A 12,577-nucleotide genomic window follows, 5' to 3' on the forward strand; every position below is an offset into this window, starting at 1 on the left:
GACTGTCGGGACGACAGGAGTTCGAGCACCGCAGGTGCGACTCGCGACTGTCGGGACGACAGGAGTTCGAGCACCGCAGGTGCGACTCGCGATGTTCGACTCATAAGATCGAATGGCGTTCGAGCACCCGAAGGGTGGGAGGAGCAGGTGCAGGTGGTGTCGTGAATTGACGATGGGGGGAGAGGATACAGCCTCACGCGAAGCCGCGAAGCGCGACTGGCCGAAGGGCAGGAGCGTGAGCACCGAAGGTGCGAAAGACGACTTTCCCGAAGGGTGCGACGTTCCAGAGAACGACTGTCTGTAGGACAGGAGTTTGAGAAGACCGGAGGTCTTCGAGGAACGGAGCATGAGCACCGCCAGGTGCGGGAAAGGAGTTCGAGCACCGCAGGTGCGGAGAACGCGAAGTTCGGCCGATTGCTGGCGGTAGTCCCCTTCGCGGCTTCGCGTTCTTCGCGTGAGGTAATGCGGTGAGGATGGCAGAGGCATGCCGGGTGTCCCGAAGATCCGCACTCCACCCTTTATCCCCTCACCCCCCGACTTCTCCCCCATGCAGATCGCAGTCATCGGGAGGGGGGACTGCTCCGTTGAGGAGTACGAAGCGGCGGAGACCATCGGCTACCTCATCGCAGGCAACCATGAGACCGTCTGCTGCGGCGGCCTCGGCGGGGTGATGGAGGCTGCCTGCAGGGGCGCAAAAGAGGCCGGCGGGACGACCGTGGGCATCCTCCCGGACACCGGGGAGGGGAACGCCTACCTCGATGTGGTGATCCGCACCGGCATGGGCCACGCGAGGAACGTCGTCCTGATCAACTCGGCCGACGCGGTGATCGCCGTCGGGGGAGGCTACGGCACGCTCTCGGAGATCGCCATTGCACTCAAGACGGAGAAACCCGTATTCGGCCTTCTGACCTGGAAGATAGAGGGGGTGTTTGTCTGCGCCACGCCCGAGGAGGCGGTCATCCTCGCAGTTCGCGCAGCACGCCTGTCCCGGCCGTCTCGTAGCCCCCGAGATCCCGGAGAATCTTCTTGAACGCATCCGAGGAGACGGTCTCGACGAGGGCCGCGATCCGCGGGTCGTCGAGCATCTCGCGGTGCATCGCGAGCTCGTAGCGCTCCGTCGCCACCGGGACGAACGCGAGATCGAGCGCCTTCGCGGCGCTGTAGACCCCCATCCCGGCGTCCGCCTCCCCGGTCCGGATCGCAAGGGCCACCGCAAGGTGCGTCGTCGCCTCCCGCTCGTAGCCGGGGATGAGGCCCGGGTCGATGCCCCGCTGTGCAAGATGGTGGTCGAGGAGCACCCTGGTCCCCGAACCCTTCTGCCGGTTGACGAACGTCCGGCCGGGCAGTTCCTCGAACCCGAGGCCCTCGCGGGAGATGACCCCCTGCTGGCGCTCCGCCACGCAGAGGAGGACGAGGTCGGCGTCCGGCAGGTAGCGCTCCAGGTAATGGACGTTGTAGGTGCCGTCGGGGGCGAGGAGGTGCATCGGGGCCGCGTGGCACTCCTGCTTTTTTAGCGCGATCACCCCGCCCATGCTCCCGACGTGAGTGGAGTGGACGTCGACGCCGCGCGGCCGCACCAGGTCGGCCAGGTAGTCGAGGGCCGGGTCGTGGCTGCCGGTGACGAGCACCGCCTCCTCCGCCTCCGCACGGGGGACGGTGAGCCGGACGTCCACGGTCTCCCCGGCCTCGGCGCCCTCTTTCTGCGCGGGGATCTGCATGTAACCGTTCGCCCGCACCGCGCTCATCTGGACGCCCGCGCCCCGTGACTGGGGGGCCGCAACCCAGCGGTCGCCGATTCTTCCCGCCGAGAGGAGAACGAACTCGTCGGTCCCGATATCGGAGTGGAGGCTTGTGGTCAGCCGGGCGGCGACGTGTTCGGGCTCGCGGACGAAGAGGCCGTAGCGGGCGACGAGCGGCATCACGAGCTCGCGGAGCACCGTCGCAGCGGCAAGGGGATAGCCGGGAAGCCCGATCACCGGTTTTCCCTCGATCCTGCCGACGATCACCGGCTTTCCGGGTTTGATGGAGACCCCGTGCGCAAGCACCTCGCCGAGATCCGCGATGATGTCGGCGGTGTAGTCCCGCGTTCCGGCGGACGACCCAGCCGAGACGAACAGGATGTCGTTCTCGGCGACGCCGCGCCGGACCGCCTCCCGGATCATGTCGCAGTCGTCCGGGACGATACCGTAGCGGTGCGTCTCCACGCCCGCCTCCGCGAGGACGGACGCGGCCATCAGGGTGTTGCTCTCCACCACCTTCCCGGGCGGAGGCATCTCCCCCGCCGGCACGAGTTCGCTCCCGGTGGGGATCAGGCCGGCCCGGAGCCTCGTGACCGCAACCTCCGTGACGCCGTAGTTTGCAAGCGCCCCAAGGTCGTGCGGCCGGATCCGGTGCCCTCTCGGGAGGATCATCTCCGACTCGCCGATGTCTTCGCCGACCGGGCGGATGTGCTGCCAGGGGCTGACCGGCTTTCGGACGGTGTAGGTCTCGCCGTCGGACTTCGAACCGACCCAGACGTCCTCGATCATCACCACCGCGTCGTAGCCGGGCGGGACGATGTTTCCGGTATTGACCCGCGCCGCGTCCGGGAGCGTCACCGGGCGCTGCTCGCTCGCGCCGACGGTATCGGCACTCCTGACCGCAATCCCGTCCATCGCCGAGAGGTGAATGGCGGGGACCGAGAACCGGGCAAATATGGGCTCCGCGGTGATCCTCCCCACCGCCCCGGCGTTCACCGGGACGCGGACGGTGCCAGGAACCGCCGAAAAAGAGGTTCTGACTAACTCCCGCGCCTCCGCGAGCGATATCACCGAGAGGTAACGTTTCACCACAGGATCACCTCGACCTCTTCGCCGACCTCGAACCCCTCGCTCGATGCCGGGATCCGCACCACCCCTTCGCTCTGCACCAGGGTGTTGAGGAGCCCCGACTTTCCGAAGACCGGTGTCGCCTCCCCGTTGCCGAGACTGACCCGGACGTAGTCCTCCCGCCCGCGGGTGGAGGGGACGTTCTGGGTCAGCCGGGCGCGGACGGTTCGCCGGGAGACGGCGGTCTGCCGCATCGCCGCGAGCAGGTGGTCGACGACGGCGACGAGCACGACGAAGGCCGAGGCCGGGTGGCCGGGGAGCCCGATGACCGGTTTACCCCGTGCCGTCCCGATGATGGTGGGTTTCCCGGGCGCCAGCGCGATCCCGTGCACCAGCACCTCGCCGAGTTCCGCGACGACCGCCGCGGTGTTGTCCCGCTCGTCCTTCGACGAGCCTCCCGAGACCAGAACCGCGTCGCACCGGTCAAGCGCCGAAGAGACCGCCCGCTTCAGCACCGCCCGATCGTCCCTGACGATCCCGAAGTAGACCGGGTGGCAGCCCCGTTCCGTCACGAAGGCGCCGGCGAGGTAAGAATTCGCGTCCCGCACCTCGCCCGGCCCGGGCGTCTCGACGACGGGGACGAGTTCGTTTCCCGTTGAGATGATCCCGATCCGGGGCATCTTCACCACGCTGACCCGGTCGGCGCCGACCGCCGCGGCAACGCCGATCTCGCGGGGAGTCAGCACGCGCCCCCGTTCCAGGGCCACCTTCCCTGCCCCGAAATCCTCGCCGCAAAAGATCACGTTCTCACCCGGGGCCACCGGGCGGTGCACCAGGATGTCGTCCCCGATCTGCTCGGCATGCTCGATCATCACCACTGCGTCCGCGCCTGCGGGGAGAGCGCCGCCGGTGGGGACGTACCGGCACGATCCGGGGAAGATGCTTCCGGCATCCGCGCTCCCCATCCCGATCCTGCCCCGGCACTGGAGCATCGCCGGGATGGCCTCGGACGCCCCGGTGGTCTCGGCCGCGGCGACCGCGTATCCATCGACCGTCGAACGGTCGAACCCCGGGATGTCGATATCGGCGAGGACGTCCCTCGCGAGAACCCGGTACAGGGCGTCTTCGAGCGGGACGTCCTCGCAGCCGGGCGGCGGCGCGATTCTCCGCACCGCCTCCACGGCCTCGGCGACCGATACGACCTCGAGGAAAAGGCTCATCTGAAGCAGCCCAGCTGACAGCCGCGGATCTTTATTCTCGGTTCGCGCTGGTTGCAGTACCGGGCGATATCCATCTTCGGGATACTGTACTTCTCCGAGATCTCGAAGGCCTGTGGGCAGGTAATCTCGTCTTCTATACCGTATGCCTCGAAGGCTTTCCGTATCTTATCCTCGTCCATAGTACCCACATGGTTTGCCTGCAGGGAGATAGGATTTACTATCGCGCCGGTCAAGCACTACCATTTAGCAGCCCCGCGACCCACATTGTACCCGATGCAGATCGCGCTGATCAATTCGGAACAGGACACAGCAGGGGTAAACATCCGGAACCACCTCCGTGCGCTGCTCGCGGAAGGTAAACCCTGGCCGCTTGCCGATCGCCATACGCTGGCGTTTTACGAGGTCGACGGGCGGCTGATCCACCAGGACCGGATCGACGGGAAGGTCGATGCCGATCTCATCGTGTTCATATCCCGGCACGCGAGCGTGCACCAGATGCCCGCCCTGACCGTACACGTCACCGGCAACTACGAGACCGCCGACCTCGGCGGGGAGCCGGGAAGACTCGCTCCGGCAGCTCCCGCGTGGATGCACGCAATCCTCGGCAACCTCGCCGCCCGCGCCCCGGAGGGCTACCGGGTCTCCTACGAGGTGACGCATCACGGTCCGACGGAACTCTCGACGCCCTCACTCTTCGTCGAGATCGGGTCGACCGCGACCGAATGGGCCGATCCGGCCGCCGGAAGGGCGGTTGCGGAGAGCATCCTCGCCGCGGAGCCAGAGGAGACGATCAATCTTCTCGGCTTCGGCGGAACCCATTACGCCGTGCGGCAGACCGATATCGCTCTCTCCTCCCGCGGAGCCTTCGGGCACATCGTCCCGACCCGGCAGATCGGTGCCGTAGATCCCGATCTGCTCCGGACGATGCAGGAGGCGAGCGGCGCCGTGGCGGCCTACATCGATAGGAAGTCCCTCCCTAAAGACGACGCCGGGCGGATCGAGCGAATGCTCGCCGACGCCGGGCTCCCTCTCCTCTCCGAGTCGGAGGTCCTGGAGGCGTCCGGCCTTGCGTGGGCGACCTATCTCCTAGTCAGGGATCTCGCCGAAGAGATTGCTCCCGGGTCACGCGTCCGCATCCACGATCTCAGGGGAGAAGGCACTCCCGCCGTGGTGCGGATAGCCCCCGAGTTGATTGAAGAAACGATTAAATCAGACAAATCGGCTTTTCTCAACGGTCTCGATGAATTTCCCGCCGCTCATCTCTCGAAAGGCTCGGCAGAGGTTTTATCGACGTTCATCTGCTTTGAAAACGAGTCGTCCCGACTCGCAAGTGATATAACTACCCTGTGTGTAAAACTCTTACTTATCTGTGAAAATGCTGTTATCGACGGTGATCACCTCGTCCTCCGGAAGGTGCGGTTCGACCCCGAGAAGGCGCGCGGACACGGGATCCCCAAAGGGCCGCTCTTTGCCATGCTTGCCGCCGGAAAGGCGGTCGAGATCGAGGGGAGGATGGTCACACCCGATGCAGTGCAGACAACCAGCGTGAAGCGGATACATATCCCGGGATTGGAGAGATACATATGAAATCCATCGTAGAAGAGGCACTTTCACGGGCGCGAGAGGAGCAGCGCTTTGCTGAGCCCACGGAGGTCGACAAGGATCTTGAAGATCTCCTTATGGAACTCCGGACTGAGATCGCCGTCGTCGGGTGCGGGGGCGGCGGTTCGAACACGGTGACCCGGATGGCGGATGAAGGCATCAATGGGGCGCGGCTGATCGCTCTCAACACCGATGCGCAACACCTTGTCAGAACCCGTTCGGATACCCGGATTCTCATCGGAAGGCAGAGAACCCGCGGTCTCGGCGCGGGTTCGATCCCCCAGGTCGGCGAGGAAGCGGCCCTCGAGAACGAGGACGACATCAAGCGGGCCGTCCAGGGGTGCGACATGGTCTTCATCACCACCGGGCTCGGTGGCGGCACCGGTACCGGTTCCGCACCCGTGGTCGCGAAGGCCGCGAGGGAGGAGGGCGCACTGACCATTGCGGTGGTTACCCTGCCGTTCACGGTGGAAGGCGCTATCCGGGGACAGAACGCGGAGGCCGGCCTCGAGCGGCTCCGTGAGGTGGCGGATACCGTCATCGTCGTCCCCAACGACCGGCTGCTGGAGGTCGTGCCCCGGCTCCCGCTCCACGCCGCGTTCAAGGTCTCGGACGAGGTGCTGATGCGGGCGGTCAAGGGCATCACCGAGCTCATCACGATGCCCGGTCTCGTCAACCTCGACTTCGCCGATGTCCGGACCGTCATGGAGCGGGGAGGCGTCGCGATGATCGGGATGGGCGAGAGCGACAGCGAGGACAAAGCCGCCGACTCGGTCAAGAAGGCGCTGCGCTCCCCGCTGCTCGATGTCGATATCTCCGGCGCGAGCGCGGCGCTCGTCAACGTGGTCGGCGGACCCGATATGACGATGTCCGAGGCGGAAGGCGTCATCCAGGAGGTCTACGACCGCATCGATCCCGATGCCCGCATCATCTGGGGTGCGCAGGTCGACCCCGATATGCAGGGCAAGATGCGTACGCTGCTCGTGGTCACCGGCGTCCGGTCACCACAAATATATGGGAGAAACGAAAAGAGTATGCCACGCATGATGAAACAGTTTGAGATCGACTTCCTGAAGTGAGCCGGTATGATGGATTATAAAGAGACGTTGGAGGAAGTAAAGTCGTTCAAGATCGAGGAGGAACTCTTCAAGAAGTACTGGCGCGTGCTGAAACTGGCACGGACGCCGACCCGCGACGAGTTCTCCAAGATCGCCATCGTGGCTGCGGCCGGAATCATGCTCATCGGCCTTGTCGGCTTTATCATCTATGAGATCATGCTGGTACTGCCCAAATGATGGATATGGTTGAGAGCGCAAACAGGATATACGCGATAAAGACGACCGCAAAGCAGGAGCGGACGGTAGCCGACAATATCGAGAAGGTGATCCGGGAACAGAAAGATATCCACGTGATGGCCGTCATGGTTCCCGAGGAACTGAAAGGCTATGTCCTCGTGGAGAGCCCGGACTCCATCGCCCGGATAGAGCAGCTGGTGGAGCTGATCCCTCATGCGCGCGCGGTGGTGCAGGGTTCGACCGCTCTCTCCGAGGTGGAGCACTTCCTGGTGCCGAAACCGGTGGTCAGCGGAATCACCGAGGGCACCATCGTCGAGATCATCGCCGGCCCGTTCAAGGGCGAGAAAGCGGTTGTCAAGCGTATCGATTCAGGAAAGGAAGAGATTACGGTCGAACTCTACGAGAGTATGGTTCCCATTCCGATCACGGTCCGCGGCGACTCCGTTCGCGTCGTGGAACGCTCGGAAGATGCTTCCTGAAGAATACAACGCTAATTTCTTTTTTGTCCTGCCGGTCCCACCATACTGCGGGCGATACGATTCCCGACTGCCGGGCACGCCTGTTCCTGAACGGCCCGTGTGCCGCCCGGGTGCTGTACTTTAAATCCTCCCACGTTGACCTTAGAGAACCCAGGCAACTATTCCCCTGAGGAATAATCAGCTGGTGAACTTGTATGGCAGAAACGGTCGAGGTATTGGTACCCGGCGGCAAGGCAACAGCAGGCCCGCCTCTGGGGCCCGCGCTCGGACCTCTCGGAATCAACGTGAAGGCTGTCGTCGACGATATCAACAAGAAAACAGCCGAATTCAACGGCATGCAGGTGCCGGTGACGGTCACGGTCGACGATAAGAAGAACTTCACGATTGAGGTGGGCATTCCGCCCACGACGGCGCTCGTCATGAAAGAGGCCGGTATTTCGAAGGGTTCGGCAGAGCCGGGTGCTTTGGTGGCGGGAGATCTGCCGCTGGAGGCCGCCGTCCGTATTGCCCGTATGAAATTTGATGGCATGCTCTCGTACGATCTGAAGTCCGCGGTCAAAGAGGTCGTTGGAACGTGCGTGAGCGTCGGTGTCACCGTCGAGGGGAAGAAGCCCCGCGAGATGATCCAGGCCATCAATGACGGGGAGTACGACGGCGTACTCGTCGCATAGATGTCAGACAACCATAGAAGATCGTGAGGTCGTGTACTATGGAGGCAAAGGATGGTTGACAAAACCAGTATACAGGATGCCGTGAAGGCGGCACTGGAGAAGGCTCCGGAACGGAAGTTCAAGGAGAGCGTGGATATCACCGTCAACCTCAGGAATATCGATATGTCCCAGCCCAAGAATCGTATCGATGAGACGATTCTCCTCCCGCACGGTTTTGACAACGTCAAGATCGCAGTTCTCGGGAAGGGCGACATCACCACGCAGGCAAAAGAGGTGAATGTGGACCTCATCATCGGACCTGAGGAGATCGAGCGGCTCGGGGGAGAACCCCGGGAAGCGCGCAAGGTGGCGGATGAGTACCGGTTCTTCCTTGCCGAGACGGCAATGATGCCTCTCGTCGGGCGTTATCTCGGTGTCAGGCTCGGTCCCCGCGGACGGATGCCTATGCCGGTTCCGCAGGGAATGGACATCCGGCCCATCGTTCAGCGTCTGAGGAACTCCGTGAAGATCCGGACGAAGGACAAGAAGGTCTTCCACGCGAAGGTCGGAACCTCCGGCATGGAGCCCGAACAGATCGCCGAGAACATCGACACGGTTCTCCGGAGGGTCGAGTCCGTCCTGGAGAGCGGAACGATGAATATCCACTCGGTTTACGTGAAGACGACCATGGGGCCGGCAGTGAGGGTGATCTGATGGCACTCTATACGCACCACCTGCCCCGGTGGAAGAAGGAAGAAGTAGAGGAGATCAAGCGCGGTATCGAGGAGCACTCGCTCGTCGGCGTCGTGGACATGTACGGCATTCCCGCCTCGCAGGTCCAGCAGATCCGGCGGAACCTCCGCGGCACGGCGAGGGTGAAGATGGCCCGCAACACGCTGATCGAGCACGCCTTAAACGAGCTCGGCGGCAGCGTCGCGGCCTTAAACGACCACGCCGACGGCCAGAGCGCCCTGATCTTCACGAACGAGAATCCTTTCAAGCTCTTCAAGCTGCTTGAACGGACCAAGACGAAGATGGCGGCGAAGCCCGGCGAGACTGCTCCCGAGGATATCGTCATCCCGAAGGGTCCGACCAGCTTCAAGCCCGGCCCGATCGTGGGCGAGCTCCAGCAGGTGGGCATTCCTGCAGCCATTGAGGGCGGAAAGGTCAAGATCCGCGAGACGAAGACGGTCGTGAAGAAGGGCGAGGTCATCAACAAGAAGGTTGCCGAAGCTCTCGTGAAACTCGGCGTCAAGCCGATGGATGTCGGCCTCATTCTGCAGGCCGCATACTACCGTGAGACCATCTTCACGCCGGACCTCCTCGCCATCGATGAGGAAGTCTACGCGAACAACATCGTACTCGCTGCCCAGCAGGCGTTCAACCTCTCGGTCAACGCCGTCATCCCGACCAGACTTACCGTCGCGGCCATCATCGGCAAGGCGGTGAGCGAGGCCCGGAACGTGGGTGTCGAGGCGAGCATCTACGAGAAGGATATCGTCGACCTGATCATCGGGCGGGCTCAGCGCGAGATGCTGGCCGTCGCGCTCGCGGCGCAGGGCCGTGGGTTCGAGCTCGATGAGGCGACCCTGAAAGCCGCATCGGCTGCGACCGCTGCGGCACCCGCGGCAGCAGCCCCGGCGGCAGCCGAGGAGAAGGCCGAGGAAGAAGAGTCTGAAGAGGAGAAGAAGGAAGAGGAGGAAGAGAGCGGCATGGCCGGTCTCGGCGCCCTCTTCGGCTAATATCATTTCAAAAAGAGGTGAATGAACTATGGAGTATATCTACGCTGCACTGCTCCTGCACAACGCAGGCAAAGATGTAACTGAAGAGAATGTGACTGCTGTCCTGAACGCGGCCGGTGTCGAGGTCCAGGACGCCCGCGTGAAGGCGCTCGTCGCCGCACTCGAGGACGTGAACATCGAGGAGGCCATCAGCAAGGCCGCCGTCGCGCCCGTCGCCGCTGCACCCGCCGCAGCCGCTGCCCCCGCAGCCGCCGCCGCGCCCGCAGCCGAGGAAGAGGCCGAGGAAGAGGGCAAGAAGGAAGAGGAAGAAGAGAGCGGCATGGCCGGTCTCGGTGCCCTCTTCGGCTAAACCCTTTTTTCTTTCGCCTTTAACGAACCGGTTATCTTCTCGGATCGAGTGACGCTCCGCTCTCTCTGTGTCGGATCTTTTAGAATGCTTCTCAGGGCAGCCGTGCCGCCTTTGTCCCGGTACTGCGTCGCCGGGTCGAACGAGAAAAAGAGGGTGTCTGTCCGATTACAACCCGGTGGATACGGGAGAGTTCACTCCTCCACGCTCCCGCCGTACACGACCTGCCCGAAGCTGATGCATCCGTCGCCGAGCGGGTAGTCCTTATTCATGATGAACTCGAGCCCGGCGTTGCGGATCTCGGTCCGGATCGTCTCGCGGATCGCCCGGTTGTAGGCCACCCCACCCGAGAGCGCCACCCGGGGGATCCCGCGCTCTTCGGCCGCCCGGACGGCCATCGCGGCGACGCCCCGGGCGAGGTTGTACTGGAACGATGCGGCGATGTCGTCCGCCCGCCCCCCGGCAGCCGACCGCCGGCAGGCCTCCGCGAGGAGCGAGCGGGTCGAGAGGACCTCACACCCGCCGTCCTGCCGGTACTCGAGGTCCCAGGCCGAGGGTTTCCCGGCGTATGCCGCCGACTCGAGTTTCATCGCCGGCTCCCCGTCGTAGGTTCGCTCCCGGCAGATCCCGAGGAGGGCTGCGGCGGCGTCGAGAACCCGGCCGGTGCTCGAGGTCGCGGCGACGTTCAACCCCCGCTCCACCTGCCTGACGAGGACGGCGAGCTCGATATCGCTCCAGCCCCGTGACGCCAGGATGTCCCGGACTTCGGGGGTGGGGAGGATGCCGTAGAGCATCCGCTCCGGGAACCGGGTGGCGAGGTCGCCGCCCGGCATCGGGACGACCTCGAGGTGGGCGACCCGGTCGAGGTAGGGGATCCGTCCGGCAAACACCTCCCCGCCCCAGATCGTGGCGTCGTCGCCGTAGCCCACGCCGTCGATCGCGATCCCGACGCACTCTTCCCGGGTCGTGGCGGCGATGTGCGCCCGGTGGTGCTGGACGGCGAGGAGTTCTGCCCCTGTCGCTTCGGCAACCTCCCTCGCGTAGCGGGTCGAGAGGAACTGCGGGTGGAGGTCGTGGACGATCCGGTCGTACCGGGCGCCGGTGAGCCCGCCGAGCCGTTCAGCCGTCTCCTGCAGGTAGGCGAGGGTCTGGGGGTTCCTGACGTTTCCGACGTGGGGGGAGGTGATGCAGAAGCCGCCTTTGTAGATGGAGATGTTCGCGTTCAGTTCCGGGCCGACGCCGAGGATGCATCCTTTGCCGAGGTCGATCGCCTCCCGCTTCGGGGCGAGGCCCCGGGAGAGCCGGATGATGTAGCCGTCCCTGACGACGGAGTCGTCGCACCGGTTGACGATCCGGCGGTCGTGGGTGAGGATATAGTCCACCTGCCCCGGGAGCCGCTCAAGAGCGACTCCGAGATCGGTGATCATCGGGTAGCCCGGCAGGTTCGCGCTCGTCATGATGAGGAGCGGGTGGGCGAGGTTCGCGAAGAGGAGGTGGTGCAGCCCGGTGTAGGGGAGCATACACCCGATGGTGTGGAGGTCCGAGATCGTCGGGTGGGACACGGGATCCCGTTTCTCGAGCACCATGATCGGCCGTTCCCGGGAGTGGAGGATCCGCCGCTCCTCGTCCGAGACGACCGCGATCCGTTCGACTTCCTCCGGGGTCGCCATCACCGCGAGCGGCTGCTCCGTCCGGCCGAGGCGGCATTTCAGAACCCCCGCCGCCTCCTCGGTGCAGGCGATATGGAATCCCCCGATCCCCCGGATGGCGACGATCGAGCCTGCGTCGAGGAGGGCCGCCGCTTCCCGGATGGGATCCCCTGCTACCGGCGTTCCGTCGGCCCGGAGAAGGGCGAGACCCGGCCCGCAGGCCGCACAGGCGATTGTCTGGGCGTGGTGGCGGCGGCACGCCGGATCGGTGTACTCGCTCTCGCAGGCGGGGCAGACGGGGAATTCCGCCATCGACGTCCGCTCCCGGTCGTAGGGGATGGTATTGATGATGCTGTACCGGGGCCCGCAGTTGACGCAGGACGTGGCCCAGTAACCCTCGTACCGGCCGCCTCGCGTGAAAATATCGGCGATGCAGTCGTCGCAGATGGCGACGTCGGTCGGTATGAACCCCGAGAGGCTCCCCGAATTACTCTCGAGAATGGTAAACCCTTCGGTCTTCCCGCCGCGCAGATTCTGGACATCTACGGAATCTATTTGAGATAATGGCGTTCCTCTGGAAACGGCTTCCAGAAATTCCTCGAAGCGGTCGCCGGATGCATGGATCTCGACCTCGCTCCCGAGGTTTTTGACCGTCCCCGTGATCCCAAATTCCCGCGCTTTTGCATAGACAAAGGGACGAAACCCGACTCCCTGGACGATGCCCCGGATGATGATTGTGCCACTGGTACGCATTGAGATTTCAGCAAAAATTTATGGAGTTATACCA

The 12,577-nt window shown here is 64.1% G+C and carries 13 protein-coding genes; 9 read left to right on the forward strand and 4 right to left on the reverse strand.

Going from position 1 to position 12,577, the window contains the following annotated elements; translation table 11 throughout:
- The first annotated feature begins 547 nt into the window (after window positions 1–547).
- Window positions 548–1,030, forward strand: a complete 483-nt coding sequence (locus SZ63_RS01010; protein ID WP_048179728.1) for a TIGR00725 family protein — start codon at window positions 548–550, stop codon at window positions 1,028–1,030.
- Here SZ63_RS01010 and SZ63_RS01015 read toward each other — a convergent pair.
- From SZ63_RS01015 to SZ63_RS01025, 3 genes are read right to left on the reverse strand one after another with little or no spacing between them, the layout of a single operon-like run.
- A complete protein-coding gene (locus SZ63_RS01015) occupies window positions 957–2,831 on the reverse strand; it encodes a molybdopterin biosynthesis protein (RefSeq protein WP_048179730.1) in 1,875 nt (624 codons plus the stop codon). The two genes, SZ63_RS01010 and SZ63_RS01015, sit on opposite strands and share 74 nt — an antisense overlap.
- Window positions 2,825–4,027 (reverse strand): molybdopterin molybdotransferase MoeA, encoded by a 1,203-nt coding sequence (locus tag SZ63_RS01020; protein WP_048179734.1) that lies wholly within the window; start codon window positions 4,025–4,027, stop codon window positions 2,825–2,827. The genes SZ63_RS01015 and SZ63_RS01020 overlap by 7 nt, the downstream gene beginning before the upstream one ends.
- Entirely contained in the window at window positions 4,024–4,206 is a 183-nt protein-coding gene (locus SZ63_RS01025; protein ID WP_048114178.1) for a hypothetical protein, read from the reverse strand. The genes SZ63_RS01020 and SZ63_RS01025 overlap by 4 nt, the downstream gene beginning before the upstream one ends.
- Window positions 4,207–4,300: 94 nt before the next feature.
- On the opposite strand from SZ63_RS01025, the gene SZ63_RS01030 reads away from it, so the two are divergent.
- From SZ63_RS01030 to rpl12p, 8 genes are all read left to right on the forward strand, one after another.
- Window positions 4,301–5,614 (forward strand): D-aminoacyl-tRNA deacylase, encoded by a 1,314-nt coding sequence (locus SZ63_RS01030; RefSeq protein ID WP_048179738.1) that lies wholly within the window; start codon window positions 4,301–4,303, stop codon window positions 5,612–5,614.
- Window positions 5,611–6,708 carry a cell division protein FtsZ gene (gene ftsZ / locus SZ63_RS01035; RefSeq protein WP_048179741.1) on the forward strand — a complete coding sequence of 366 codons (1,098 nt, stop codon included), beginning with the start codon at window positions 5,611–5,613 and terminating at the stop codon, window positions 6,706–6,708. Before SZ63_RS01030 ends, ftsZ begins: the two co-directional genes overlap by 4 nt.
- A gap of 6 nt (window positions 6,709–6,714) precedes the next feature.
- Complete coding sequence (locus tag SZ63_RS01040; RefSeq protein WP_011843253.1) at window positions 6,715–6,924, forward strand: protein translocase SEC61 complex subunit gamma; 210 nt, start codon at window positions 6,715–6,717, stop codon at window positions 6,922–6,924.
- Window positions 6,925–6,929: 5 nt separating this feature from the next.
- The gene (locus SZ63_RS01045; RefSeq protein ID WP_048180753.1) at window positions 6,930–7,403 is read left to right on the forward strand and encodes a transcription elongation factor Spt5; all 474 of its coding nucleotides are present in this window, start codon (window positions 6,930–6,932) and stop codon (window positions 7,401–7,403) included.
- Between the two features lie 194 nt (window positions 7,404–7,597).
- Window positions 7,598–8,074, forward strand: a complete 477-nt coding sequence (locus SZ63_RS01050) for a 50S ribosomal protein L11 (RefSeq protein ID WP_048179744.1) — start codon at window positions 7,598–7,600, stop codon at window positions 8,072–8,074.
- A gap of 51 nt (window positions 8,075–8,125) precedes the next feature.
- Window positions 8,126–8,767, forward strand: a complete 642-nt coding sequence (locus SZ63_RS01055; protein WP_048179747.1) for a 50S ribosomal protein L1 — start codon at window positions 8,126–8,128, stop codon at window positions 8,765–8,767.
- A complete protein-coding gene (locus SZ63_RS01060) occupies window positions 8,767–9,795 on the forward strand; it encodes a 50S ribosomal protein L10 (protein WP_048179750.1) in 1,029 nt (342 codons plus the stop codon). Before SZ63_RS01055 ends, SZ63_RS01060 begins: the two co-directional genes overlap by 1 nt.
- A gap of 28 nt (window positions 9,796–9,823) precedes the next feature.
- Window positions 9,824–10,144 (forward strand): 50S ribosomal protein P1, encoded by a 321-nt coding sequence (gene rpl12p / locus SZ63_RS01065; RefSeq protein WP_048179752.1) that lies wholly within the window; start codon window positions 9,824–9,826, stop codon window positions 10,142–10,144.
- A 191-nt stretch (window positions 10,145–10,335) separates the two neighbouring features.
- On the opposite strand, the gene hypF is transcribed toward rpl12p, so the two are convergent.
- Window positions 10,336–12,543, reverse strand: coding sequence for a carbamoyltransferase HypF (hypF, locus tag SZ63_RS01070; protein WP_048179755.1), 2,208 nt, complete (start codon window positions 12,541–12,543; stop codon window positions 10,336–10,338).
- Window positions 12,544–12,577 lie beyond the last annotated feature (34 nt).

The sequence above is a fragment of the Methanoculleus sediminis genome (genome assembly GCF_001017125.1).
Lineage (GTDB): Archaea > Halobacteriota > Methanomicrobia > Methanomicrobiales > Methanoculleaceae > Methanoculleus > Methanoculleus sediminis.